The 25,664-nt window shown below is 68.6% G+C and carries 21 protein-coding genes, 2 tRNA genes and 1 pseudogene; 18 read left to right on the plus strand and 6 right to left on the minus strand.

The genetic code is table 11. The features are described from left to right. Window positions 1–63 precede the first annotated feature (63 nt). Window positions 64–426: a DUF397 domain-containing protein gene (locus tag WH07_RS11305; protein WP_046498871.1), complete on the minus strand. Its 363-nt coding sequence runs from the start codon at window positions 424–426 to the stop codon at window positions 64–66. Continuing rightward, window positions 386–1,234, minus strand: a complete 849-nt coding sequence (locus tag WH07_RS11310) for a helix-turn-helix domain-containing protein (protein WP_046498919.1) — start codon at window positions 1,232–1,234, stop codon at window positions 386–388. The genes WH07_RS11305 and WH07_RS11310 overlap by 41 nt, the downstream gene beginning before the upstream one ends. 113 nt (window positions 1,235–1,347) lie before the next feature. Between WH07_RS11310 and WH07_RS11315 the strand changes: the two genes are divergently transcribed. Beyond that, window positions 1,348–1,797, plus strand: coding sequence for an ATP-binding protein (locus tag WH07_RS11315; RefSeq protein WP_332836351.1), 450 nt, complete (start codon window positions 1,348–1,350; stop codon window positions 1,795–1,797). On the opposite strand, the gene WH07_RS11320 is transcribed toward WH07_RS11315, so the two are convergent. Further along, window positions 1,783–2,994: a cation:proton antiporter gene (locus WH07_RS11320; protein WP_046498876.1), complete on the minus strand. Its 1,212-nt coding sequence runs from the start codon at window positions 2,992–2,994 to the stop codon at window positions 1,783–1,785. The two genes, WH07_RS11315 and WH07_RS11320, sit on opposite strands and share 15 nt — an antisense overlap. Before the next feature lie 249 nt (window positions 2,995–3,243). Between WH07_RS11320 and WH07_RS11325 the strand changes: the two genes are divergently transcribed. Further along, window positions 3,244–3,438, plus strand: coding sequence for a hypothetical protein (locus tag WH07_RS11325; protein WP_046498879.1), 195 nt, complete (start codon window positions 3,244–3,246; stop codon window positions 3,436–3,438). Between the two features lie 96 nt (window positions 3,439–3,534). Here the strand turns inward: WH07_RS11325 and WH07_RS11330 are convergent. Next, window positions 3,535–3,608, minus strand: a tRNA-Gly gene (locus WH07_RS11330). Window positions 3,609–3,763: 155 nt separating this feature from the next. Here WH07_RS11330 and WH07_RS11335 point away from each other — a divergent pair. The 5 genes from WH07_RS11335 (at window position 3,764) to clpX (ending at window position 8,567) form a co-directional block, all read left to right on the plus strand. After that, window positions 3,764–3,840 (plus strand) — tRNA-Pro (locus tag WH07_RS11335). Between the two features lie 185 nt (window positions 3,841–4,025). Further along, complete coding sequence (tig, locus tag WH07_RS11340) at window positions 4,026–5,468, plus strand: trigger factor (RefSeq protein ID WP_046498881.1); 1,443 nt, start codon at window positions 4,026–4,028, stop codon at window positions 5,466–5,468. Between the two features lie 298 nt (window positions 5,469–5,766). Next, on the plus strand, window positions 5,767–6,372 hold the full coding sequence (locus WH07_RS11345) for an ATP-dependent Clp protease proteolytic subunit (protein ID WP_046498921.1): 606 nt from the start codon (window positions 5,767–5,769) through the stop codon (window positions 6,370–6,372). Window positions 6,373–6,446: 74 nt separating this feature from the next. Continuing rightward, window positions 6,447–7,127, plus strand: a complete 681-nt coding sequence (locus WH07_RS11350) for an ATP-dependent Clp protease proteolytic subunit (protein WP_269801364.1) — start codon at window positions 6,447–6,449, stop codon at window positions 7,125–7,127. 147 nt (window positions 7,128–7,274) lie between these two features. After that, window positions 7,275–8,567, plus strand: a complete 1,293-nt coding sequence (gene clpX / locus WH07_RS11355) for an ATP-dependent Clp protease ATP-binding subunit ClpX (RefSeq protein ID WP_046498884.1) — start codon at window positions 7,275–7,277, stop codon at window positions 8,565–8,567. Between the two features lie 122 nt (window positions 8,568–8,689). Here the strand turns inward: clpX and WH07_RS11360 are convergent, their stop codons facing one another. Further along, window positions 8,690–9,298, minus strand: a complete 609-nt coding sequence (locus WH07_RS11360) for a Uma2 family endonuclease (RefSeq protein WP_046498886.1) — start codon at window positions 9,296–9,298, stop codon at window positions 8,690–8,692. A gap of 131 nt (window positions 9,299–9,429) precedes the next feature. After that, window positions 9,430–10,369, minus strand: a pseudogene (locus WH07_RS11365) (hypothetical protein). Window positions 10,370–10,608: 239 nt separating this feature from the next. Between WH07_RS11365 and WH07_RS11370 the strand changes: the two are divergent. The 11 genes from WH07_RS11370 (at window position 10,609) to WH07_RS11420 (ending at window position 25,415) form a co-directional block, all read left to right on the plus strand. Further along, complete coding sequence (locus tag WH07_RS11370; RefSeq protein WP_046498889.1) at window positions 10,609–11,841, plus strand: RNA-guided endonuclease InsQ/TnpB family protein; 1,233 nt, start codon at window positions 10,609–10,611, stop codon at window positions 11,839–11,841. Between the two features lie 180 nt (window positions 11,842–12,021). Further along, the gene (locus WH07_RS11375) at window positions 12,022–14,643 is read left to right on the plus strand and encodes a valine--tRNA ligase (RefSeq protein WP_046498892.1); all 2,622 of its coding nucleotides are present in this window, start codon (window positions 12,022–12,024) and stop codon (window positions 14,641–14,643) included. A gap of 135 nt (window positions 14,644–14,778) precedes the next feature. Continuing rightward, complete coding sequence (gene folC, locus WH07_RS11380) at window positions 14,779–16,293, plus strand: bifunctional tetrahydrofolate synthase/dihydrofolate synthase (protein WP_046498896.1); 1,515 nt, start codon at window positions 14,779–14,781, stop codon at window positions 16,291–16,293. 5 nt (window positions 16,294–16,298) lie between these two features. Then, window positions 16,299–16,703, plus strand: coding sequence for a DUF4233 domain-containing protein (locus WH07_RS11385; RefSeq protein ID WP_046498898.1), 405 nt, complete (start codon window positions 16,299–16,301; stop codon window positions 16,701–16,703). Window positions 16,704–16,766: 63 nt separating this feature from the next. Then, on the plus strand, window positions 16,767–17,180 hold the full coding sequence (ndk, locus tag WH07_RS11390) for a nucleoside-diphosphate kinase (protein ID WP_046498902.1): 414 nt from the start codon (window positions 16,767–16,769) through the stop codon (window positions 17,178–17,180). Window positions 17,181–17,443: 263 nt separating this feature from the next. Further along, entirely contained in the window at window positions 17,444–18,463 is a 1,020-nt protein-coding gene (locus WH07_RS11395) for a rod shape-determining protein (protein WP_046498926.1), read from the plus strand. 115 nt (window positions 18,464–18,578) lie between these two features. Then, window positions 18,579–19,676: a rod shape-determining protein MreC gene (mreC, locus tag WH07_RS11400; RefSeq protein WP_046498906.1), complete on the plus strand. Its 1,098-nt coding sequence runs from the start codon at window positions 18,579–18,581 to the stop codon at window positions 19,674–19,676. Window positions 19,677–19,687: 11 nt separating this feature from the next. Then, window positions 19,688–20,365: a rod shape-determining protein MreD gene (gene mreD / locus WH07_RS11405; protein ID WP_046498909.1), complete on the plus strand. Its 678-nt coding sequence runs from the start codon at window positions 19,688–19,690 to the stop codon at window positions 20,363–20,365. Continuing rightward, window positions 20,362–22,536 (plus strand): penicillin-binding protein 2, encoded by a 2,175-nt coding sequence (gene mrdA, locus WH07_RS11410; RefSeq protein WP_046498911.1) that lies wholly within the window; start codon window positions 20,362–20,364, stop codon window positions 22,534–22,536. Before mreD ends, mrdA begins: the two co-directional genes overlap by 4 nt. Before the next feature lie 3 nt (window positions 22,537–22,539). Beyond that, window positions 22,540–23,739 carry a rod shape-determining protein RodA gene (gene rodA, locus WH07_RS11415; protein ID WP_046498914.1) on the plus strand — a complete coding sequence of 400 codons (1,200 nt, stop codon included), beginning with the start codon at window positions 22,540–22,542 and terminating at the stop codon, window positions 23,737–23,739. A 68-nt stretch (window positions 23,740–23,807) separates the two neighbouring features. Further along, window positions 23,808–25,415: a CYTH and CHAD domain-containing protein gene (locus tag WH07_RS11420; protein WP_046498916.1), complete on the plus strand. Its 1,608-nt coding sequence runs from the start codon at window positions 23,808–23,810 to the stop codon at window positions 25,413–25,415. Window positions 25,416–25,664 lie beyond the last annotated feature (249 nt).

Genomic DNA, 25,664 nt, shown 5'->3' on the forward strand with positions numbered 1-25,664 from the left:
CCCCAACCAGAGGCCGGTACGGGGCTGGGGTGCTGGACCGTACCGGCCTCTGGTTGGGGATGGTTACGGATGTACGGGGGTCAGCTCGCCGGTTGCGGTGGCGGTGACGAACGTGGTGAAGGCGTGAGGGGCGACGGTGAACGCCGGGCCCTCGGGGTTCTTCGAGTCGCGTACGGCGACGGCGGCGGTGCAAGCGGCGACCTCGACGCAGGTGCCGCCCGTGTCGCCGCTGTGGCTCGACTTCTGCCAGGCGACGGCTCCGACCGTGGCGCACTCAACGCACTCACCGCCGGTGTCGCTGCTGTGGCTCGACTTCTCCCAGGCGGTGTGGCCGAGGGGCGCGCACTCGATGCAGTTGCCGCCGGTGTCGCCGCTGTAGCTCGACTTACGCCAGTGTGCGCCCGTCAGGTTCGGGTTGCTCTCCATAGCGTTCCTCCATTACGCGGGCGATCATTGCCGCCGAGTCCTCCACGGAGAGCGCGGCGGCCTGCAAATGATCGTATCGGAGCGAACGATTCATGACTTCCTGCGGATGCGCTGTCCAATGGCCATCTGCGTAGCCCTCGACGTAGGTGATGTCCGGAGCTTCGTCTGAGCGCAGGGTGGTGAAGGAGCCCATCAGCCCTGCGTGCGCACCGGCCGAGAACGGCAGTATCTGGATCTGAACCCACTCCGCGTCCTTGAAGGACAGCAGATGCGCGAGCTGTTCGCGCATGACCTTCTTGCCGCCGATCTCCAGGTGCAGCACTGCCTCGCTCAGTACAACCCAGGCCAGCGGTGGGTGTTCTCGCGTCAGGATGCGCTGGCGCTCCAGCCTGGCCGCGACCCGTTCGGTGAGCCTGGTCTTCGTTACTGCTCCCAGAACTGCTCGTGCGTAGTCCTCTGTCTGGAGCAGGCCGTACACCAGTTGAACTTCAAACGCGTTGATGTACCTGGCTGTTCGCTCCATGTCCGCGTACGGCTGGAACCACGACGGAAGTTGGCTCTTCAGCACCAGGGGCAAAAGGCGTGTGAACGTGCCCCCAGTATTCAGCGCCGCGTCCACCGACTCCGAAAATGGCCTGGTTGGGACCTTGTGGGCCGTCTCGATCTGGCCCACGAGTGAGCCCGTACAGAAGATCGCGTCGCCTAACTGCCGCTGGTTGAGCCCCTGCGCTTCGCGCAGCCGCCGTAGCTCCGCGCCGTAGTAATCGAGGGGTGAAGCGCTCGGGTCCAGGTCTCGGGTGTTCTTCACGACTGCCTCCAACGTTACGCAGCGTTCCTGCCGGTTCGTGGCCGAGAGTAGTCGAGTCGTCGCAGTCTTGGGGGGTGAATACGACAACCCGTCCCCGACGACCTGGAGTTAGCGTGCAGACGAGCGCTGATTTTCCGCCCAGCTCCTACGGCATGAGCTTCACCGTCGGTGAGCACTCGGCCCGGCATCTGCGTCGGATCGTACGGACGTACCTCTGCGCGTGGGACCTGGAAGAACTCTGCGAGGGCGCGGAGTTGGCGCTGACGGAGCTGCTGGCGAATGTGGTCCGGCATGTGCCGAACCGGCACTGTTCGATTCTGTTTGTGTGGCAGCCGGACGCGCTGCGCGTCGAGGTGACGGACAGGGCGCCCGGCGTGCCATACGTAAAGCAGCCAAGCTCGGCCGACGGGCCGGTCGACGAACTGGCCGAGGGCGGACGGGGGTTACTGCTGGTGGAGGCCGTGACCGACCGGTGGGGGGTGACTCCGCGGGCGAGTGGCGGGAAGACGGTCTGGTTCGAGTGCGTGGCGAAGGTGCGGGCGCCGGACTCAGCTCGCGGCTGAGGCCTCTTCCAGGCGGCGCGGTCCGTCGGGCCGTCCGCCGCCGTCACCGTCGCCGCCACGGCGCCCGTCCGGCAGCACGCGGGCCAGCCAGTGCGACCGGCCGGCCGCCAGGGGGCCCAGTACCGCCAGGATCAGTACGTAACCCGCGATGAAAGGGGCGAGCCGCACGTCGAGGCTCGCCCCGGCGGCCATGGTGGCGAGGATCAGGGCGAACTCGCCGCGCGCCAGCAGGGTGGTGGAGATATTGGCCGCCGGTCCGGCCCCGAAGCGGAAGATCCGGGCGGCGGAGAGGCCCGCCAGGATGTTCATCACCAGCGTCACGGCGACGGCCGCCAGCACCGGCCACAGGACGGTCGGCAGATCGCCGGGATTGATCGACAGGCCGAAGGCGAAGAAGAAGATGGCGCCGAACGCGTCGCGCAGCGGGTGGACGAGCTTGCGTATCCGGTCGCCCGAGGTCGTACCGCCGAGCATCAGGCCGACCATGAACGCGCCGATGGCGTCCGCGACTCCGAACCACTCGGACACGCCCGCCACGAAGACCGCGACGCCGAGGAAGGAGATGACGAGCAGTTCGTCGTCCTTGGTGGCGATGAACCGGCCCACGAGCTTCGTCCCGTACCGCGCCGCGACCGCCAGGGCCAGCAGGAAGCCGAAGGCGCCCGCCCCGTCCATCACCGCCGCCGAGAGGCTGTCGGCGCCGGACAGGACCGGCTGGAGGGCCGCGAGGTAGAGGGCCAGGAAGATGTCCTCGACGACGATGATGCCGAGGACGGGCTTCGTCTCGGGGTTGCCGATACGGCCGAGGTCGACGAGGACCTTGGTGACGATGGCGGACGAGGAGATGCCGAGCACCCCGGCGAGGACCAGCGCCTCGCTCGTACCCCAGCCGAGCGTGAAGCCGAAGCCGAGTCCGGCGCCGACGTTCAGGGCGAGATACGTGCCGCCCGCGAGGGCCATCTTCCGGCCGCCCGCCTTGAGGTCGTCCAGATGGAATTCGAGGCCCAGATAGAAGAGGAGCAGGACGAGGCCGAGGGCGCTGAGCATCTCCAGGTCGTGCGGATCGGAGACCAGCACGATGCCGGGCGTGTGGGGGCCGAGGAGGATCCCGGCCAGGATGAAGAGGGGGATGGTGGGCAGCTCGATGCGGCTGCCCAGACGTGCGAGTACGGCGGCGGCGAGGAAGGCGCCGCCCATGGCTATGAGGGTCTCCGCGTGTCCGATGGGATCGCTCCTCCGCTGGTCAAGGAAGTGTCAAAGAATCGTCAATAATTAGTTTACCAAACGACCTGAGGACGGCTTCCGGCGTGGGCGGATCCTGGTGAAAGAAAGGCGTCACCCGACAACATCTGCGCGGGAGTTGATGGCACCATGGTCCAAGAGGGGTGTACGTCGCGCACGTTGCGCGGCAAGGGCTGGGTGAACCGACCAAGGGTGTGATCAGTTGTGGCCATTTCACTGTCTGTGGTGCTTCTCTTGGCGATCATCATGGTGGTGCTGATCCGCGGCGGTTCCCTCAAGGGCGGGCCGGCGATCGTGGCGATCCTCTTCGGCTTCTTCCTGGCCTCCACCAACATCGCGCCCTCGGTGAACCGGTTCCTCAATTCACTGGCCGAGATGATCAACCAGATACGTTTCTGACGCGCGCCGGCCGGCACGTACCGGCACGGCACAAGCCCGCGAAAAGCCTCCGGCCCGACCGCTGACGTACGCGGTCGGGCCGGAGGCTTCGGAACATGGAGCGGGCGACGGGAATCGAACCCGCGTAGCTAGTTTGGAAGACTAGGGCTCTACCATTGAGCTACGCCCGCACAGCGCGTGCCGCGGACCGAATCGGCCCCGGCACGGACAACATCGTAGCGGGTACGGACCGCTCGCCGCACACCTGGCGAGAGGCCGGGGCGAGGGCCCCGTACAAAGAGGCCGACGTCGTGCCTGCGGGCATGTACCCTACGTGTCGCACCGACGGGGTGTGGCGCAGCTTGGTAGCGCGTCCGCTTTGGGAGCGGAAGGTCGTCGGTTCGAATCCGGCCACCCCGACCATTCAGGCAAGATCGCGGCGCGGCAGCGCGTTGTAGGCGGCTTCCCGCTTGCGGTTACTATGCAAGCTGCGTGCCCGTGTGTCTGAAGAGTCTCTGACGAGCCGGGCGGGCATCCGCTGGGGCCGCCGCCGGAACAGGGCGCGGGCACAGCAGAACCCCTGAATCAGCCACCAAGGAGACCGAACCGTGAAGAGCGCCGTGGAGACCCTGAACCCGACCCGGGTTCGGCTCACTGTCGAGGTGCCCTTCGAGGAGCTCAAGGACAGCCTCGACGCGGCGTACAAGAAGATCAACCAGCAGGTCACGGTGAAGGGCTTCCGCAAGGGCAAGATCCCGGCCCGGATCATCGACCAGCGGTTCGGGCGTGGTGCTGTGCTGGAGGAGGCGGTCAACGACGCCCTCCCGAAGTTCTACACCGACGCGGTCAACGAGGGTGAGCTGAACGTCCTCGGTCAGCCCGACGTCGACATCACCGAGCTGAAGGACGGCGAGCTGCTCGCCTTCACCGCCGAGGTGGACGTCCGCCCGGTCATCGAGATCCCGGACTACTCCGGCATCGCTGTCACCGTCGACGCCGTCGAGGTCAGCGAGGAGGACGTCGACAAGGCCGTCGAGCGCCTGCGCGAGCGCTTCGCCTCCACCGCCCCGGTCGAGCGCGCCGCCGCCGACGGCGACGTCGTGACCGTCGACCTGGAGGCCCGGGTCGACGGCGAGGTGCTGCCGGACGGCGTCGCCAGCGGCATCCAGTACACGATCGGCTCCGGCGAGCTGCTCGACGGCATCGACGAGGCCGTCATCGGACTGGAGGCGGGCGGCGAGGCCACCTTCACCTCCGAGCTGAAGGGCGGCGCCGCGGAGGGCAAGGAGGCCGAGGTCACCGTCAAGGTGTCGCAGGTCTCCGCCCGTGAGGTGCCCGAGCTGGACGACGACTTCGCGCAGATGGCCAGCAAGTTCGACACCATCGAGGAGATGCGTGCGAACGAGCGCAAGCGCCTGGAGAACGAGAAGCAGTACGACCAGGCCACCCAGGCCCAGGAGCGGGTCCTGGACGAGCTGCTGAAGCTGGCCGAGGTGCCGATCCCCGAGAAGCTCCTCGCGGACGAGATCAACACCCGTAAGCACAACCTGGAGCACCACCAGCTCGGTCAGATGGGACTCGACCTCGCGAAGTACCTGGAGATCCAGGGCAAAACCGAGGAGGAGTTCGAGACCGAGACCAAGGAGCAGGCGGTCAAGGGCATCAAGACGCAGTTCATCCTCGACGAACTGGTCAACAAGGAGAAGCTGAACGTCAACCAGGAGGAGCTGACCGAGCACCTCATGCGGCGCGCCCAGTCCTCCGGGATGTCCCCCGACGAGTTCGCCAAGGCGGTCGTCGAGGGCGGCCAGGTCCCGATGCTCGTGGGCGAGGTCGCCCGGGGCAAGGCGCTGGCCGTGGTCGTTGAGTCCGCGAAGGTGACGGACACGAACGGTGAGGCCGTCGACCTGCGGGACGAGGACGAGGACGGGGACGGGGACGAGGGAGAGGCCGTGGAGGCCGCCGCCAAGGCTCCGGCCGCGGAGGCCGCCGAGGCCGCGGACAGCGCCGCCGACGCCGCTGCGGACAAGGCCGACAAGCCCGAGGCCTGAGCCGTTCTGCCGTAACGGCTCCGAGCCGCTGTGAACGCCAGGAAGGGCCCCGGACGCGCCACGCGACCCCGGGGCCCTTCCCGTCGGCGCGCAGGCCCGCAGCGGGCCGTACAGCCGTTTGCGCTCCTCAACTACCTTGCGCTCCCAGCGAACAGCCCCGGAACCGGGATGGCGCCCGCCGACCAGCGCGTTAGGGTCCATGAATACGAGGGCTGGGGAGTCTCCCGTCCCCGGTACGAAGACGCTGAGACGGCCAAAGCCGTCAGAGACGAGCAGGTGTATACGCGTGACGAATCTGATGCCTTACGCCGCCGGTGAGCCGTCCCTCGGTGGTGGCCTCGGCGACCAGGTCTACAGCCGGCTGCTCGGAGAGCGGATCATCTTCCTCGGCCAGCAGGTCGACGACGACATCGCCAACAAGATCACCGCGCAGCTCCTCCTCCTCGCGGCCGAGCCCGAGAAGGACATCTACCTCTACATCAACAGCCCCGGTGGCTCCGTGACGGCCGGCATGGCCGTCTACGACACCATGCAGTACATCCCCAACGACGTGGTGACCATCGGTATGGGTCTCGCCGCCTCCATGGGCCAGTTCCTGCTGACCGGCGGCACGGCGGGCAAGCGCTTCGCGCTGCCGCACACCGACATCCTCATGCACCAGGGCTCCGCGGGCCTCGGTGGCACCGCCTCCGACATCAAGATCCAGGCCGAGCAGCTTCTCCGTACGAAGAAGCGCATGGCGGAGATCACCGCTCGTCACACCGGCCAGACCGAGGAGACGATCATCCGCGACGGTGACCGCGACCGCTGGTTCACCGCCGAGGAGGCCAAGGAGTACGGCATCATCGACGAGATCATCTCCGCTGCTTCGGGCGTTCCGGGCGGCGGCGGCACCGGGGCCTGAGCGCGCCCGCTGAGCAGTAGCGCCGCCCCGTACCAGCCGGCCACGAGCCCGCAACGACCACCGAACGCCACAGGATGGTGAACACCCACATGCACATGAACAGCAACTCCGCGAGCGGCCTCTACACCGGCCCTCAGGTGGACAACCGTTACGTCGTCCCGCGCTTCGTGGAACGCACCTCGCAGGGCGTGCGCGAGTACGACCCGTACGCGAAGCTCTTCGAGGAGCGCGTGATCTTCCTCGGTGTGCAGATCGACGACGCCTCCGCCAATGACGTCATGGCGCAGCTCCTCTGCCTTGAGTCCATGGACCCCGACCGGGACATCTCGATCTACATCAACAGCCCCGGCGGCTCGATGACGGCTCTCACGGCCATCTACGACACGATGCAGTTCGTGAAGCCCGACATCCAGACGGTGTGCATGGGCCAGGCCGCGTCCGCCGCCGCCGTCCTGCTCGCCGCCGGCACGGCCGGCAAGCGGCTCGCCCTGCCCAACGCGCGCGTGCTGATCCACCAGCCGTCCAGCCAGACCGGCCGTGAGCAGCTCTCCGACCTGGAGATCGCGGCCAACGAGATCCTCCGGATGCGTGCCCAGCTCGAAGAGATGCTGGCCAAGCACTCCACCACGCCGATCGAGAAGGTCCGCGACGACATCGAGCGTGACAAGATCCTCACCGCCGAGGACGCGCTCGCGTACGGACTGGTCGACCAGATCGTGTCGACCCGCAAGACCACGGCCGCTGCGGCCGCCTGACACACCGGACACACCCGGCGCCCTTGGCGCGGTGAGCGTGAACCGCGCCAAGGGGGGCCCGAACGGGGGCCCGGGCAAGGTACCGTCGGATATGAGGCACAGGAGCCGCTGAACCAAAGCTGCTCCCAGGCGAAGGGGAAGCACCTCGTGGCACGCATCGGTGATGGCGGCGATCTGCTCAAGTGCTCGTTCTGCGGGAAGAGCCAGAAGCAGGTGAAGAAGCTCATCGCGGGTCCCGGTGTGTACATCTGCGACGAGTGCATCGACCTCTGCAACGAGATCATCGAGGAGGAGCTGGCGGAGACCTCCGAGGTGCGGTGGGAGGAACTGCCCAAGCCCCGCGAGATCTACGAGTTCCTGGAGGGGTACGTCGTCGGGCAGGAGCCCGCGAAGAAGGCGCTCTCGGTGGCGGTCTACAACCACTACAAGCGGGTGCAGGCGGGCGAGACCGGGAGCGGGTCGGGCCGCGACGACGCGATCGAGCTGGCGAAGTCGAACATCCTGCTGCTGGGGCCGACCGGGTCCGGCAAGACACTGCTCGCGCAGACACTGGCCCGGATGCTGAACGTACCGTTCGCCATCGCGGACGCCACGGCGCTGACGGAGGCCGGGTATGTCGGCGAGGACGTCGAGAACATCCTGCTGAAGCTGATCCAGGCCGCCGACTACGACGTCAAGAAGGCCGAGACCGGGATCATCTACATCGACGAGATCGACAAGGTCGCGCGCAAGAGCGAGAACCCTTCGATCACACGCGATGTGAGCGGCGAGGGCGTGCAGCAGGCGCTGCTGAAGATCCTGGAGGGGACGACCGCGTCCGTACCGCCGCAAGGCGGCCGGAAGCACCCGCACCAGGAGTTCATCCAGATCGACACGACGAATGTGCTGTTCATCGTGGGCGGCGCGTTCGCCGGTCTTGAGAAGATCATCGAGTCGCGGGCGGGCGCGAAGGGGATCGGCTTCGGGGCGACGATCCGCTCGAAGCGGGAGATCGAGGCGAGCGACCAGTTCCAGGAGGTCATGCCGGAGGACCTGGTGAAGTTCGGGATGATCCCGGAGTTCATCGGCCGGCTGCCGGTCCTGACGTCGGTCCACAACCTGGACCGCGAGGCGCTGCTCCAGATCCTGGTCGAGCCGCGGAACGCGCTGGTGAAGCAGTATCAGCGGCTCTTCGAACTCGACGGCGTGGAGCTGGACTTCGACCGCCCCGCCCTGGAGGCCATCGCCGACCAGGCCATCCTCCGCGGCACCGGCGCCCGGGGCCTGCGCGCGATCCTCGAAGAGGTCCTCCAGTCGGTGATGTACGAGGTCCCGTCCCGCAAGGACGTCGCCCGCGTCGTCATCACGGCGGCGGTGGTCCGCGACAACGTGAACCCGACACTGGTCCCGCGCGAGCCGCGGATCGTGAAGAACGACGGCAGACACGAGAAGTCGGCGTAACGCCTGCCGAAGCCGGCGGCGTAACGCGTACCGGCCTCACTCGCACACGTACACACACGTACACACGAAGCGCCCGGGCGGTCACACTGCCCGGGCGCTTCCGTGTGGTGCGGGCCAGCAGGTCAGTTTTCGTCGTACCCGAACGGGGCCTGGAAACCCTCGGTGCTCAGAGTGCAGTTGAACGGCGCGGGAATGAGGATGTCCTTGCCGAACGGCACGGTGAGGTGAGACTCGTACCCCTTGGCGGTCGGGGACCAGAAGACAGTGGCGCTGTCCTCCTGCATGTCGAGCAGCAGATAGACGGGAACGCCGGCCTTCCCATAGCGCTCGACCTTGTCGACCAGGTCGGCGTCCCTCGTCGAGGCCGACGTCAGTTCGGCGATGAAGGACAAGCCCTCCCCGTCCAGATGCCGGCTGGTCGTCCTGCGGGTCCGGCCGTCGGCCGCATGGACGTCCGGACCGTACGCCCGCTCGATCCCCGGGAAGACATAGAGCGCCGGTGCGGAGCTGATGCGGTGGCCACGTGGAAGATGGGGACGGACCTGATCGCAGATCAGGTCCATGACGTCCAGGTAATACGCCTTCGACCACGGCGACACGACGATGTTCCCCCTGATGATCTCGGCTTTGAAGCCGTCCGGCACGTTCAACTCGTCGAGGGCCTTGCACAGGTCCTCGAAGCGTCGGGGGTCGTTGCCGTCTATCGTCGGGCGCTCAAGCATCACGGTCATGATGCGTCTCCCTCGCGCAGTAGGCCAGTCCGGTACTCAGCGTAACCGAATGATTCCTGAGCGTGGAAAGCGGGCGCCCGGGCGGTCACACTGCCCGGGCGCTTCCGTGTGGTGCGGGTGCGCGTGACGCGTCAGAGCGCGACGCGGACGTCGTTGCGGAGCTTGGCGGCCAGGGTGGCGGCCTCTTCGAGGGACGTGCCCTTACCGGTGGCGAGTTGGGCCAGGTCGATGGAGAGCACATAGACCGCGGTGCTGTGGTCCGCCCAGATGCAGGTGGGGAAGGACGACGTCTTGCCGCTGTCGGTGATCTTGGCCTCCTGGCACTTCAGCACACCGTTCTCGAAGCCCTCCGGGGTGAACTCCTCGGGGGCTGCCGACCAGTTCACCCTCGGTGGTCTTGTCCTGGCCGGCCTCGGCCTTCATCTTCGCGAAGAGTGAGTCGACGACCTTCTCCGGGTCGTCGATCTCGCCGTACACACCGCTGAAGGTGAGCTGCTTGCTCGTCAGGGACTCACCGCCCGAGGAGTAGCCCGCGCCGACGTCCTTCGGGTTCTTGACGCCCCAGCCCTCGATGTCCTTGAGGTCCTTCTCGGACATGCCGTCGTCGCCGCCCGCGCCGGAGTCGACCTTCTTGTACGAGCCGCCGATGACCGTGTCCGGCGTGGTCAGCTTGTGCGGGCCGTCGTCGGCGACCGAGCCGCCGCCACCGCCGCCGGAGGTCAGGAAGTACGCCCCGCCGGCTATGACCGCCAGCGCCACCACGACGACCCCGATGATCAGCCCGGTCTTCTTCTTGGGCGCGGGCGGAGGAGGCAGGTACTGGCCCGGACCCGCACCGTACGGAGGCTGCTGCGGCGGCTGCCCGTAGGGCCCGCCCTGCTGCGGATACCCGTACCCGGGCTGCGGCGGCGTCCCCGGCGGGGGCGGGGCCTGCTGCGGATAACCGTAGCCGGGCTGCGGCGGCGGCCCCTGCGGCGGCTGCTGGCCGTAAGGACCGGGCTGCGGCTGACCGTACGGCCCCGGCTGCTGAGGCGGCCGGCCACCGTACGGGCCCGGCTGGTTGTAACTCATCTGTTCTGTCCCCTCCAGAAACTTATGCGTTCCGAACATCCTGACGGACGGGACAGTGACCTGGGCCACCCGGGGGTGGTTGGTACGTAGCTGTTGACGATTTGTTCCCGCCCTTGCACGTAGGAGGCATGGCCCAAGGGGCGACTTCCACCTTTCTGGCCGGACCGGCAGCGAACAGGTCAGACGGGTATGTACGGTAGGTCCCGACTTGCGAGGGGGCGGTGTGAAAGGTGGGGCCGGTGAGACGCCGTTCGGCGGATGCTGCGGATACGGGGCGCAGGTACCGGCTCTATCCCACGCCTGCGCAGGCGGAGCGGCTCAAGGTATGGGGTCATACGTGCCGGGCCGTGTGGAATCTCGCTCTTGAGCAGAGGATCTATGTCTATTCGCAGCGCCGGAAGTCTCTGCGGGCCGATGAGCAGTGCCGGTACCTCACGCGGGCCCGCCATGACATCGACTGGATCGCTGACCTGCCTTCGCAGACGCCGCAACAGATCCTCCGACGCCTTGATCAGGCGTATGACAACTTCAGGAACGCGGGTCATCCGGCAGGCTTCCCCCGGTTCAAGAAGCGGGGCGCGCGGCTCTCGATCCCTTTTCCGGCCCAAGCCGTCCGAGTCACCGAAATCAGCCGCAAATGGGCTACTCTCCGCATTCCGAAGCTTGGTGAGGTCAGACTCCGGATCTTCCGCCCCCTTGGCGGCAGCATCAAACACGCGACGATCCGTACGGACGGCACCGGCCGGTGGTACATCTCCTTCGGAGTCCACACTGGACAGAGTGCGGCCCCGCCGAACGGATTGCCTCCGGTCGGCGTGGACTTCGGGGTCAAGCAGTCTGCGTTCCTTTCCGGTGAGGTGAAGCCGCGGATGATGCCACCGTCGCTGACCGTCGGGGAACGACGACGTTTGCGGGGGCTGGAGCGGCGGAAGGCCCGCCAGATGCGTCGTGCCGGAAAGGAGACAGGAAACGGCCGCAGCGCACGGCTGCGCCGCACCGTGCGCGAGATCGCGCGGCTGAAGGCGCGGCAGGCACGGCGTCGGCTGGACTTCACGCACAAGCTCACGACGGACCTGGCCAAGAACCACGGCCTGGTCGTCATTGAGGACCTCCGCGTGAAGGACATGACCAGGAGTGCCAGGGGAACGGCCGGGGCGCCGCGACGGGGCGTGGCCCGGAAGGCCGGGCTCAACCGAGCAATCCTCGACAACCTCCCCGGAGAACGCAGGCGACAGCTTGCCTACAAGTGCCCGCGCCACGGGTCGGTACTGGTCGCTGTGGAAGCCGCGGGCACCTCACAGACCTGCGGTGTCTGCCATCACCGGGACCCGGCGTCCCGGACCGACCGGGACACCTTCGTCTGCACCGCCTGCGGGCACTTCGACGACGCCGACCACAACGCGTCGGTCGTCGTGCTCACCCGCGCGTTGCGCAGGGGCCGGGCAAGGACTCTGCCGCAGGGCATGCGGTGAACAGCACGCATGGGCAGGTCGCACCCGACCTGTCCGCCGGGCCTCACGCCGGGCGCACGCGTGAACCCCTTCAGCACGCACACGCCGGGCTGGAAGGAATCCCCATGGCCTCGCCGCGGGGAGGATGCCACCGAACTATCCCGTTTCAGTACCGGCCTGTGACACCTCTAAACTGGCCCGGTGACCGAGAACACTCAGCAGCAGCCAGTCAGGGACCCCGAACTGCCGACGCAGTATGCGCCGGCCGAGGTGGAGGGGAAGCTGTATGAGCGCTGGGTAGAGCGCGGGTACTTCGAGGCGGACGCGAAGAGCGACAAGAAGCCGTACACCATTGTCATCCCGCCGCCGAACGTCACCGGATCGCTGCACCTCGGGCATGCCTTCCAGCACACGCTGATGGACGCCCTCACCCGCCGCAAGCGCATGCAGGGGTACGAGGCGCTGTGGCTGCCCGGAATGGACCACGCGGGGATCGCCACGCAGAACAAGGTCGAGCAGCAGCTCGCCGAGGAGGGCAAGTCCCGGCAGGACATCGGGCGGGCGGAGTTCGTCGAACGGGTCTGGCAGTGGAAGGAGGAGTACGGCGGGCGGATCCTCGGCCAGATGCGGCGGCTCGGCGACGGTGTCGACTGGTCGCGCGAGCGGTTCACCATGGACGAAGGGCTCTCCAAGGCCGTCCTCACGATCTTCAAGAAGCTGTACGACGACGAGCTGATCTACCGCGCCGAGCGCATCATCAACTGGTGCCCGCGCTGTCTCACCGCGATCTCCGACATCGAGGTGGACTACCAGGAGGACAACGGCGAGCTGGTCTCGCTGAAGTACGGCGAGGGCGACGAGACGGTCGTCGTCGCGACGACCCGGGTCGAGACGATGCTCGGTGACACCGCCGTCGCCGTCCACCCCGACGACGAGCGGTACGCGCACCTCGTCGGCAAGCGGATCCGGCTGCCGCTCACCGACCGTACGGTCCCGGTCGTCGCGGACACGCACGTCGACCCCGAGTTCGGCACGGGCGCGGTCAAGGTGACCCCGGCGCACGACCCGAACGACTTCGCCATCGGCCGGCGGCACGGTCTGGAGTCCCTGACGATCATGGACGAGCGCGGTGTCATCACCGCGCCGGGACCCTTCGTGGGGCTCGACCGGTTCGAGGCGCGCTCGGCGATCGTCGAGGCGCTGCGCCAGCAGGGCCGGGTCGTCGCGGAGAAGCGTCCGTACGTCCACTCCGTGGGCCACTGCTCGCGCTGCAAGACGACGATCGAGCCGCGGCTGTCGCTCCAGTGGTGGGTCAAGGTCGAGCCGCTGGCCAAGGCCGCGGGCGACGCGGTCAGGGACGGGCGGGTGAAGATCCACCCGGAGGATCTGTCGAAGCGGTACTTCGACTGGGTCGACAACATGCACGACTGGTGCATCTCGCGCCAGCTCTGGTGGGGCCACCGCATCCCGGTCTGGTACGGCCCGAACGGCGAGACCGTGTGTGTCGGACCGGACGACGAGGCGCCCACGGGTGAGGGCTGGACGCAGGACACGGATGTCCTGGACACCTGGTTCTCGTCTGGCCTATGGCCGTTCTCCACGCTCGGCTGGCCCGAACAGACCGCGGATCTCAAGAAGTTCTATCCGACCGATGTGCTGCTCACCGGGCACGACATCATCTTCTTCTGGGTGGCCAGGATGATGATGTTCGGGCTGTACGCGATGGACGGTGTCGCGCCGTTCCACACGATCGCCCTGACCGGTCTCGTCCGTGACGAGCACGGCAAGAAGATGTCGAAGTCCAACCCGAACTCCGTCGACCCGCTGGACTGGATGAACGCGTACGGCTCGGACGCCGTCCGCTTCACCCTGGCCCGTGGCGCCAACCCCGGCGCAGACGTGCCGATCGGTGAGGACTGGGTCCAGGGCTCCCGCAACTTCGCCAACAAGATCTGGAACGCCACGCGCTTCGCGCTGATGAACGGCGCGACCGTCGAGGGCGAACTGCCGGACGCGGCCGAGATGTCGGCGTCGGACCGCTGGATCCTGTCGCGGCTCAACGCGGTCGTCGCCGAGGTCGACGCGTACTACGAGGACTACCAGTTCGCGAAGTTGAGCGACACGCTCTTCCACTTCGCGTGGGACGAGGTCTTCGACTGGTACGTCGAGCTGTCCAAGACCACCTTCTTCGCGGGCGGCGCGCAGGCGCGGGTCTCCGGGCGGGTGCTCGGGGAGGTCCTGGACGTGATGCTGCGGCTGCTGCATCCGGTGGTCCCCTTCGTCACCGAGACGCTGTGGACGACGCTCACCGGCAAGGAGTCGGTCGTCATCGCGGACTGGCCCGTCGACAGCGGGTTCCGTGACGCTGCGGCCGAGGCCGAGATCGGGCATCTTCAGCAGGTGGTCACCGAGGTCCGGCGGTTCCGGGCGGACCAGGGGCTCCAGTCGGCGCAGAAGGTCCCGGCGCGGCTGGATCTGTCGGGTACGCCGCTGGCCGTGCACGAGGCGGCCATCCGCCAGGTCCTGCGGCTCCAGCCGGAGGGCGACTCCTTCCAGGCGACGGCGACCCTGCCGATCGCGGGGGCGCGGGTGGAGCTGGACCTGTCCGGCACGATCGATGTCGAGGCGGAGCGCAAGCGGCTGACGAAGGATCTGGGCGCGGCGGAGAAGGAGAAGGCGCAGGCGCTGGCGAAGCTGGGCAACGAGGCGTTCCTCGCGAAGGCGCCGGACCAGGTCGTCGAGAAGATCCGGGGGCGGCTGGCCAAGGCGGAGGCGGACATCGAGCGGATCACGGCGCAGGTGGAGGCGCTGCCGGGGGCGTGACGCCCCCCGCGGGTCGAGCCGGGGTCCGGGGGCGGTGCCACCCCGTGGCTCCGCCCCGGACCCCGGCCCGGCCCTGGTCCCCGGCTCAAGACGGCCGGGGGCCGGGCTGTCGGTGGGGCTCCGTAGACTGTTGGCGTGAGCGAGCAGCGTCCATTCGACCAGCCCGGTGAGCACGACGACTTCGACGAGATCGTCGCCGCCGAGACCGACCGTGATCCCGATCTGGCCGTGATCGAGGCCGGCAGCCGTACGCTGCGCGCCCAGGCCGGTCCCGTCATTGGGGACGGGGTGCCGGGGCGCCCGGAGGACCCCGAGGTGGACAAGGCGCTGCGCGCCGTCGAGCAGGAGCTGGCGGGGCGGTGGGGCGAGACCAAGCTCGAACCGTCGGTGACCAGGATCGCCGCGCTGATGGATGTGCTGGGCGAGCCGCAGCGCTCGTACCCGTCGATCCACATCACCGGCACCAACGGCAAGACGTCCACGGCCCGCATGATCGAGGCGCTGCTGGGCGCGTTCGATCTGCGTACCGGCCGGTACACCAGCCCGCACGTGCAGTCGGTCACCGAGCGGATCAGTCTGGACGGCGCGCCGGTCACGGCCGAGCGGTTCATCGAGACGTACGAGGACATCAAGCCGTATGTCGAGATGGTCGACGGTTCGCAGCCGTACCGGCTGTCGTTCTTCGAGGTGCTGACGGGCATGGCGTACGCGGCGTTCGCGGACGCGCCCGTCGATGTCGCGGTCGTCGAGGTCGGGATGGGCGGGCGCTGGGACGCGACGAATGTGATCGACGGGTCGGTGGCCGTGGTCACCCCGATCGATCTGGACCACACCGACCGGCTCGGGACGACGCCCGGCGAGATCTCGGTGGAGAAGTCCGGGATCATCAAGCAGGGCGCGACGGTGATCCTGGCGCAGCAGCCGGTGGACGCGGCGCAGGTGATGCTCAAGAAGGCCGTCGACGTGGACGCGACGGTGGCGCGTGAGGGCATGGAGTTCGGTGTGGTGGCCCGCGAGGTCGCGGTGGGCGGGCAGTTGCTGACGCTGCGCGGTCTGGGCGGGGAGTACGAGCAGGTGTTCCTGCCGCTGTACGGCGCGCATCAGGCGCACAACGCGGCGGTGGCGCTGGCCGCGGTGGAGGCGTTCTTCGGGGTCGGCGCGCAGCACGCCCGGCCGCTGGACATGGACACCGTCCGCAGGGCGTTCGCGTCGGTGTCCTCGCCGGGGCGGCTCGAAGTCGTACGGCGCTCGCCGACGGTGGTGCTGGACGCGGCGCACAATCCGGCCGGGGCGCGCGCCGCGGCCGACGCGGTGACCGAGTCGTTCGGCTTCAGCCGGCTGATCGGGGTCGTGGGCGCCAGCGACGGCAAGGACGCGCGCGGGGTGCTGGAGGCGCTGGAGCCGATCTGCGCGGAGCTGGTCGTCACCCGGAATTCGAGCCACCGGGCGATGGACGCGGACGAGCTGGCGGCGATCGCGGTGGAGGTGTTCGGCGACGACCGGGTGCAGGTCGAGCCGCGCCTCGACGACGCGCTGGAGGCGGCGATCACCCTCGCGGAGGACGAGTCGGAGTTCGCGGGGGCCGGGGTGCTGGTGACGGGCTCGGTGATCACGGTCGGCGAGGCCCGGCTGCTGTTGAAGAAGGGCTGAATTCCATGCGAACGCTCTGCGCGTCGACACTGCTCGCCGAGGTCTTCGTGATCGGTTTCGCCGGTCTGGTCGCCATGAAGTCGGACGGGCTGTCGACGGGGACGGTGTGGACGGTCTGCGGTGTCGCGATGCTGCTGTGTCTGCTGCTGTGCGGGATGATCACCCGGCCCGGCGGTGTGCAGCTCGGCTGGGCGTTGCAGATCGCGCTGGTCGCGAGCGGTTTCGTGGTGCCGGTGATGTTCGCGCTGGGGGCGATCTTCGCGGTGCTGTGGTGGGCGTCGGTGCACTACGGGCGGGTGATCGACCAGGCGAAGGCGCGCTGGGCGGAGCAGGCGGGGGAGCCCGGGGAGCCCGCCGGGGCCTCCGCGCAAGCCCCAGGACAGGCCTCAGCAGAGGCTGACGCTGTGTAATCGAGGCGGGCCGGGCCCTGTAGCCTCTGAGTCCCGCATTCCGCACATGAAGGAGCCTGTACCGTGACCGAGCGCACTCTCGTCCTCCTGAAGCCCGACGCGGTCAGGCGCGGGCTCATCGGCGAGATCATCGGCCGTATCGAGCGCAAGGCCGGGTGGACGATCACCGCTCTGGAGCTGCGCACGCTCGACCAGGACACGCTGGAGACACACTACGGCGAGCACAAGGGCCGGCCCTTCTACGAGCCGCTGCTGACCTTCATGGCCTCCGGCCCGGTCGTCGCCCTGGTCGTCGAGGGCGAGCGGGTCATCGAAGGGGTGCGCGCCCTCGCCGGACCCACTGACCCGATCGCCGCGGCACCCGGGTCCATCCGGGGGGATTTCGGCACCATCGTCCGGGAGAACCTGATCCATGCCTCGGACTCGGAGGAGTCCGCCATTCGGGAACTGAAAATTTTCTTCCCCGGCCTTTCCTGACCTCCTGTCAGCCGAACGAGGCCGACAGCCTGGGGCGACCGAAGGAATTCGGTCGCCTTTGGGCATATGCGGGACCATTGAGGGAACGCATCGGACCGAGACTTCGTCACTCTTGATGAGCTCTTGCGGACCGGCCCAGCGAGCAGACGTCGCACAGGCGTGACTACGATGTAGGCCTCCACTCCAAGCACCCACCTCGCCATCCTGAGAAGCCATCAAAGCCTCTATTTGGGAAGGCCAGACGCATCCTCATGGGGAACAACATGTCGTTCATCGGCCGTGACATGGCTGTCGACCTCGGGACCGCCAACACGCTGGTGTACGTCAGAGGCCGGGGGATCGTACTCAACGAGCCGTCCGTCGTCGCCATCAACACCAACACGGGCGGCATTCTCGCGGTCGGCGCCGAAGCCAAGAAGATGATCGGGCGGACCCCCGGCAACATCGTCGCCGTCCGGCCGCTGAAGGACGGCGTGATCGCCGACTTCGAAATCACCGAGCGCATGCTGCGCTACTTCATTCTCAAGATCCACAAGCGCCGCTATCTCGCCAGGCCGCGCGTTGTCGTCTGTGTGCCCTCGGGCATCACGGGGGTCGAGCGCCGCGCCGTCATCGAGGCGTCCACGCAGGCGGGCGCGCGGCAGGTGCACATCATCGAGGAGCCCATGGCCGCGGCCATCGGCTCCGGACTCCCGGTCCACGAGGCCACCGGCAATATGGTGGTCGACATCGGCGGCGGCACCACCGAAGTCGCGGTGATCTCGCTCGGCGGAATCGTCACCGCGCAGTCGATCCGGGTCGCCGGCGACGAGCTGGACAACGCGATCATCCAGCACATCAAGAAGGAGTACTCGCTCCTTCTGGGTGAGCGCACCGCGGAAAGCATCAAGATCACCATCGGTTCCGCATACGACCTCGACAAGGACGAACACACCGAGATCCGCGGCCGAGATCTGGTCTCCGGACTGCCGAAGACCGTGGTCATCTCCGCCGCCGAGGTACGCAAGGCCATTGAAGAGCCCGTCAATTCGATCGTCGACGCCGTGAAGACCACCCTCGACAAATGCCCGCCCGAGCTGTCCGGCGATGTGATGGACCGGGGGATCGTGCTCACCGGCGGAGGCGCGCTGCTGCGCGGTCTGGACGAGCGGCTGCGCCGCGAGACCGGAATGCCCATCCATATCGCCGAGGACCCGCTGGACTCCGTCGCGCTCGGAGCCGGCAAGTGTGTCGAGGAGTTCGAAGCGCTCCAGCAGGTGCTGGACGCCCAGCCCCGTCGGTGACACGCTCCCCGCTCCGCCGTACGGAATCCGCTCCCCCGGACCATCCGTACGGCGGACCGCCGATATCCCCGATCCACGCTGAAACATTCCTACGAGGAAGGCACGGCCGCCGCACGTGAGGGACACACGAGAGAGCCGGCTGCTCCTGGTGCTGCTGATCGCCATCGCGTTCGCACTGATCACGGTGGACATCCGCGGGGGCGAGGGGTCCCCGGTCGACGGCGCGCGGCGGGCCGCCGCGGCAGTCTTCGGCCCGGTGGAGAACGGTGTCGCGGCCGCGGTGGACCCGGTGGGCAACGCCATAGGAGCCGTACGGGACTCCGGCGCGCGGCACGACCGCATCGCCGCTCTCCAGAAGGAGAACACCGCACTCAAGCAGCGGCTCGGCAGCGACGCCCGCAACAACAGCCGGGTGCGCGAGCTGGACAAGATGCTCAAGAAGGCGGGCGCGGGCCAGTACGGCATCAAGGGCGCCGAAGTCATCGCCATAGGAGCCGCGCAGGGCTTCTCCTGGACGGTCACCATCGACGCCGGTGCCGATGACGGCATCCAGCGCGACATGACGGTCATCAACGGGGACGGTCTGGTGGGCCGGGTCACCACGGTCGGCCCGAGCACCGCGACCGTACTGCTCGCCAACGACCCGGACTTCACGGTCGGCACCCGGATGGAGACCACCGACGAACTCGGCTTCGCCACCGGGCAGGGCGACCAGCCGCTGTCCGTGCAGCTCCTCAACGGCAAGTCGAAGGTGAAGAAGGGCGACCGGCTGGTGACCTTCGGGTCCAGCAGGGACAAGCCGTTCGTGCCCGGCGTGCCGGTGGGCGAGGTCGTACGGGTCGATCCGTCCGGCGGGAATCTCACCCGGACCATCTACGTGAGGCCGTTCGTCGGGTTCACCAAGCTCGACATCGTCGGTGTGGTGGTCGAGGCGCCCAGGACGGATCCGCGCGACACCGTGCTGCCGCCCAAGCCCAGGGCCGAGCCGACGCCCACCGTCACCGTGACGGTCACCCCTTCGCCGGAGGGCAACCTCGAAGCGAACGGCGACGCCGCGGAACTGGCCGACGGGAACGACCCGGGGAACGGCACGGGCGTCGCGCCCGCCAACCCGCCCGCGAACCCCCAGGCCGATCCGCAGGCGAATCCCCCGGGCAATCCGCCCGACAATCCGGCCGCCGATGACAACGCCCAAGCGGACGACGACGAGTAGGGCTGATTCCCATGCGCTTCAACCGGATTCTGCTCTCGGCCACGCTGGTCGTGGTGGCCCTGGTCGTCCAGGTCTCGATCCTGTCCCGGCTCCAGCTCCCGGGCGCCGTGCCCGATCTGATGCTGCTCGTCGTCCTCGCGCTGGCCTTCACGTACGGGCATGTCGGCGGCGCGCTCATCGGCTTCGGCGCCGGGCTGCTGGCCGATCTGGCGCCGCCCGCCGACCACGCCGCCGGACGCTATGCCCTGGTGCTCTGTGTGATCGGCTATCTGGCCGGGCTCGCCAAGCCCGAGAAGGGCCAGATGAGATCGGCGCTCGGGCCGATGACCGCGGTCGTCGCCGCCGCGGTCGGCTCGACCCTGCTGTACGCGGCGGTGGGCGCCCTCGTCGGGGACACCGCCGCCCGCCATGTGGGCCTCGGCAGCCTGCTGTTCACCGCGGCCGCCTACGATCTGCTCCTCGCGCCGTTCACCATTCCGCTGGTCATGTGGCTGGCGAGACGCGCCGAGAACGATCCGCTCGCCGGTACCGAGAACAACAAGAGCACCGGCGGCTCGGACGTCACCGCGTCCTGGCTCGCCTCCGGCACCGGGCTGCGGATCGGCGGGCAGCGCGGCGGACTGTGGGTCAAGGCCGCGCGTAACCGCGCGGCGAGGGCGGGACGTATCAAGGGGGTCAGGCGGCTGTGAGCAACATCCCGGAGACAGGGCGGACCCCACGGGTCCAGATCCGGCTCATGGTCATCCAGGTCCTCGTCTTCTCCCTCCTCCTCACCCTCGGCGGACGGCTCTGGTACCTCCAGGTCCGCAACGGCCGCGAGTACACGGACGAGGCCAAGAGCAATCACGTACAGCAGGTCGTGCAGCCGGCCGTGCGCGGCTCGATCCTCGACACCCGGGGCGTGCCGCTCGCCGACAACGAGACCCGGCTCGTCGTCTCCACCAGCCGTACGGAGCTGATGAAGATGGACGACGGCGGCAAGGCCGTCCTGACCCGGCTGGCCGATGTCCTCGGGATGAAACCCAAGGAAGTGATGGACAAGGTCAGGCTCTGCGACTCCAAGACCCCCCAGCCCTGTTGGAACGGTTCGCCCTACCAGCCGATCCCCGTCACCGACGAGGCCACCACCCAGCAGGCCCTGCAGATCCGCGAGCGCGCCGAGGACTTCCCCGGCGTCACCGCCGAGCCCACCGCCGTACGCCGCTACACCGCGCCCGGACTCGCCAACACCGCCCAGGTGCTGGGATATCTCTCGCCCGTCACCGACGAGGAGATCACCAAGGCGCAGGACACGGACTCGCCGTACCTCCGCTCCGACCAGGTCGGCCGCTCCGGTCTTGAGCGTACGTACGACAAGCAACTGCGCGGCAAGGCCGGGGTGACCCGCTACGAGGTCGACAACCTGGGCCGGGTCATCGGGCTGGCGCGCAGCGATGTCGCCGTGCCCGGCGACCATGTGGTCACCTCCGTCGACGCGCGCGTGCAGGCCGTCGCCGAGTACGAGCTGAACGAGGCCATGAAGGCCGCCCGCAAGGAGATGGACCGCAACACCAACACCCACTACAAGGCGGACTCCGGCGCCGTCGTCGTCATGGAGGCGAAGACCGGCCGGATCGTCGCGATGGCCTCCCAGCCGACGTACGACCCCAACGCCTGGGTCGGCGGCATCTCCGCCAAGGACTACGCCAGGCTCACCGGCAAGAAGTCCAACTTCCCGCTGCTGAACCGGGCCATCCAGGGCCAGGCGGCCCCCGGCTCGATCTTCAAGGTGGTCTCCTCGACCGCCGCGGTCAGGGCCGGGTACAACTTCAACGGCAACTACCCGTGCCCCAGTTCGTACAGCATCGGCGGCCAGACCTTCCAGAACTTCGAGTCCCGGGGCTACGGCAGCATCACCCTGGGCAAGGCGCTCGAAGTCTCGTGCGACACCGTCTTCTACGGTCTCGCGCACAAGGAGTGGATCAAGGACGGCGGCCTCAAGCCCAAGAAGGACGCCAAGAACTGGTTCTACACGACGGCCCATCTGTTCGGCCTCGGCAAGGAGACCGGCATCGACCTCCCCAACGAGGTCACGGGCCGGATCCCGGACCGCGAGTGGAAGCAGAAGTTCTGGGAGGCCAACAAGGACGGCTGGTGCAAGCAGGGCAAGAAGGGCGGCACCTACATCCAGCGGCTCGCCTACGAAGGCTGCCTCGAAGGCAACCGGATGCGCGCCGGTGACTCCGTCAACTACTCGATCGGCCAGGGCGACATCCTCGTCACCCCCATCCAGATGGCGACCATCTACTCGGCGATCTCCAACGGCGGCACCCTCTACAACCCGGTCGTCGGCAAGGCGATCGTCAGCGCCGACGGCAAGCACGTCAAAAAGATCGAGCCCAAGTCGCACGGCAAGCTGCCCATGAACCAGAAGACGCGCGACCAGATCGACAAGGCCCTCGCGGCGGTCACCACCACCGGCTCGGCCGCGTGGCGGTTCGGCGGATGGCCGCAGAAGCAGATCCCGATGCACGCCAAGACGGGTACGGCCGAGGTCTACGGCAAGCAGACGACATCGTGGTTCGCCTCGTACACCAGCGACTACACGATCGTCATGACCATCTCCCAGGGTGGTACCGGCTCCGGGGCCTCCGGTCCCGCCGTACGGAAGATCTACGAAGCGATGTACGGACTGGACCCGAAGGGGAACCAGGACATCGGCAAGGCCCTGATGCCCGAGCCGCGTACCGAACTGCCGAAGATCCTGCCGGACGGTCAGATCGAGGCGCCGAAGATCCTGCCGTACGACCCGCCCAAGGAACCGCTGGACGAACAGACGCTCGCGGGCCCGCCCGCGGCCGTCGCCGCACGGAGGGACTGAGCCATGGCCGGCACAGGTGGCTTCTCGGTCTCCTCCTACGGTCCGAAGCGGGGGGCGTGGACACGGCTCGCCGCGCGTGACTCGATGGCGCGCCGGCTCGACTGGCCGCTGCTCTTCTCGTCGCTGGCGCTGTCGCTGCTGGGCTCGCTGCTGGTGTGGTCGGCGACCCGCAACCGCACCCAGCTCAACCAGGGCGACCCGTACTTCTTCCTGTTGCGGCACCTGCTGAACACCGGTATCGGCGTCGTGCTGATGATCGGCACGATCTGGCTGGGACACCGCACCCTGCGGGGCGCGGTGCCGGTGCTGTACGGGCTGTCGGTCATCCTGGTCGTGCTGGTGCTCACCCCGCTCGGCGCCACCATCAACGGCGCGCACGCCTGGATCCTGCTCCCCGGGGGCTTCTCGCTCCAGCCGTCCGAGTTCGTGAAGGTCACCATCATCCTGGGGATGGCGATGATGCTGGCGGCCCGGGTGGACGCGGGCGACCAGATCCATCCGGACCACTGGACCGTCGCCAAGTCGCTCGGTGTCGCGGTGCTGCCGATGGCCATCGTGATGCTGATGCCGGACCTCGGTTCCGTGATGGTCATGGTGGTGATCGTGCTCGGGGTGCTGCTGGCCTCGGGCGCGTCCAACCGGTGGGTCTTCGGGCTGATAGGAGCGGGGGCGGCGGGCGCGGTCACGGTCGCGGCGCTCGGGCTGCTCGACGAGTACCAGATCAACCGCTTCGCGGCCTTCGCCAACCCGGAGCTGGACCCGGCGGGCGTCGGCTACAACACCAACCAGGCGCGGATCGCGATCGGTTCGGGCGGACTGACCGGCACCGGGCTGTTCAAGGGCTCGCAGACCACCGGGCAGTTCGTGCCCGAGCAGCAGACGGACTTCGTCTTCACGGTCGCCGGCGAGGAGCTGGGATTCGTCGGCGCGGGGCTGATCCTGCTGCTGCTCGGAGTGGTGCTGTGGCGGGCCTGCCGGATCGCGCGGGAGACGACCGAGCTGTACGGGACGATCATCGCGGCCGGGATCATCACCTGGTTCGCGTTCCAGTCCTTCGAGAACATCGGGATGACGCTGGGGATCATGCCGGTGGCCGGTCTGCCACTGCCCTTCGTGTCGTACGGAGGAACCTCGATGTTCGCCGTGTGGATAGCGGTGGGGCTGCTCCAGTCGATCCGCGTGCAGCGGCCGATGTCGGCGTGAGCGGTGTGAATGGGCTGTTGGGGTCGCAGGGGCTGCCCGGGGGCGGTTCCTGCGACTAAATTCGGTATATGGCGGACACCAAGCGAGAGATCGAGCGGAAGTACGAGCTTCCCGAGGGCGAGCGGAGCCGCGCGGCCAAGGGCGGCGGGCCCGACGGGGCCTTCGAGATGCCGGATCTGACCGGGGTCAAGGGGGTGTCCCGGGTCCGTCCCAAGGGCGTCGTCGAGCTGGACGCGGTCTACTACGACACCCCCGATCTGCGCCTCGCCGCCGACCGGCTCGTCCTCCGCCGCAGAACGGGCGGCGCCGACGAGGGCTGGCATCTGAAGTTCCCGGTCTCCACCGGCATCCGGGACGAGATCCGGGCCCCGCTGACCGATGGCGTCCCGCGCGAGCTGTACCGGCTGGTCCGCTCCCGGGTCCGCGACGCCGAGCTGGCACCTCTCGTACGGCTGCGGTCCTCCCGCGACCTCACCCATCTGGTGGATACGGAGGGCACGCTGCTCGCCGAGGTGAGCGTCGACGCCGTACGGGCGGAACGCCTCGCCGGTGCGCCCGCCGACGGACAGCCCGCCGCCACCGCCTGGACCGAGGTGGAGGTGGAGCTCGGGGACGACGCCGATCCGGCGGTGCTGGACGCGGTGGAGAAGACGCTGCGCAAGGCCGGGCTGCGGCCCTCGGAGGTCGGCTCGAAGCTGAGCAGGGCGCTGGCCGAGACGGTCGGGAAGGTACCTGGGGAGACGGCTGGGAAGCCCGGGAAGGCGGGGAAGGCCGGGGCCGGGGGAGCGGCCGGCACCGCGGCGGACCATGTGCTCGCCTATCTGCGGGTCCAGGCCGACGCGATCGTGGCCCAGGACCCGGCGATCCGCCGTGACCTGCCGGACTCCGTGCACCAGTTGCGGGTCGCCACCCGCCGGATGCGCTCCGCGTTCCGTACGTACGGCAAGGTCATCGACCGGTCGGTCACCGACCCGATCGGCGAGGAGCTGAAGTGGCTCGCCGCCGAGCTGGGCATCGACCGTGACCAGGAGGTGCTCAACGAACGGCTGCTGGCCCGGGTCGGCGAAGTGCCCAGGACCCTGCTGCTCGGGCCGGTGCGCGGCCGGCTCAGGGCGTGGAACGCCGGCCGCCGGGCGGGCTCGCGGAGCAGGACCGTGGGGGTGCTCGACAGCGAGCGCTACCTCGCGCTGCTCGACCGTATCGACGCGCTGCTGGCGGACCCGCCGCTGCGGCCCGCCGCGGCCGGGGCGCCCGGCAAGGTGCTGCCCGCCGCGGTCATCAAGGACTACGGGCGGCTGGCGGGCCGGGTCGAGGAGGCGCTCGGACTGCCGCCCGGCGAGGAGCGGGACATCGCCCTGCACAACGCCCGCAAGGCGGCCAAGCGCGCCCGTTACGCGGCCGAGGCGGCGGGGCCCGCGCTGGGCAAGCCGGCCAAGCGGTTCGTCAAGCGGATGAAGACCGTGCAGACCGTCCTCGGGGACCACCAGGACAGCGTGGTGGCGCGTGAGGCGCTGCGCGGTCTCGCGATCCAGTCGCACGCGGCGGGCGAGTCGGCGTTCACCTGGGGGCTGCTGTACGGGCACGAGGAGGCCCAGGCGGCGCGCAGGGAGCGGGAGCTGCCGAGGGTGTGGGAGAAGGCGTCGGCGGCGCGGCTGCGGGCGGATCTGAGCGGCTGAGCGGCGGCCTCGCGGGAGGCCGGCGACGCTTGAGCGGGGGTGCGGCGCGGGGCGGCCGGCGGCCCGGCGGGGGGCCGGGCCGGGGCTCGGCGACGGGTCGGGGCCGATGTGGTGCCGGGGTACGCTGGATGGCCAGCGCCGCCGGTCCGCCCGGTCCGGCCGGCTGGTCAACGCACCCGGTCCACCCACCCGGTCCACGACAGATCTGTGATGCCTGAATCGGTCTTCCCACAGCTCGACGCCCTGCTC

Origin of the sequence: Streptomyces odonnellii, from assembly GCF_000981895.1 — a bacterium.
GTDB classification, from domain to species: Bacteria; Actinomycetota; Actinomycetes; order Streptomycetales; family Streptomycetaceae; genus Streptomyces; species Streptomyces odonnellii.

Excerpts from the sequence above, each read along its gene's own strand:
- WH07_RS11305 (WP_046498871.1), bottom strand. The coding sequence starts at position 426 with ATGGAGAGCAACCCGAACCTGACGGGCGCACACTGGCGTAAGTCGAGC.
- WH07_RS11320 (WP_046498876.1), bottom strand. The coding sequence starts at position 2,994 with ATGGGCGGCGCCTTCCTCGCCGCCGCCGTACTCGCACGTCTGGGCAGC.
- WH07_RS11345 (WP_046498921.1), top strand. The coding sequence starts at position 5,767 with ATGCCTTACGCCGCCGGTGAGCCGTCCCTCGGTGGTGGCCTCGGCGAC.
- WH07_RS11350 (WP_269801364.1), top strand. The coding sequence starts at position 6,447 with ATGGTGAACACCCACATGCACATGAACAGCAACTCCGCGAGCGGCCTC.
- WH07_RS11360 (WP_046498886.1), bottom strand. The coding sequence starts at position 9,298 with ATGACCGTGATGCTTGAGCGCCCGACGATAGACGGCAACGACCCCCGA.
- WH07_RS11385 (WP_046498898.1), top strand. The coding sequence starts at position 16,299 with ATGCGAACGCTCTGCGCGTCGACACTGCTCGCCGAGGTCTTCGTGATC.
- WH07_RS11395 (WP_046498926.1), top strand. The coding sequence starts at position 17,444 with ATGTCGTTCATCGGCCGTGACATGGCTGTCGACCTCGGGACCGCCAAC.
- mreD (WP_046498909.1), top strand. The coding sequence starts at position 19,688 with ATGCGCTTCAACCGGATTCTGCTCTCGGCCACGCTGGTCGTGGTGGCC.
- rodA (WP_046498914.1), top strand. The coding sequence starts at position 22,540 with ATGGCCGGCACAGGTGGCTTCTCGGTCTCCTCCTACGGTCCGAAGCGG.
- WH07_RS11420 (WP_046498916.1), top strand. The coding sequence starts at position 23,808 with ATGGCGGACACCAAGCGAGAGATCGAGCGGAAGTACGAGCTTCCCGAG.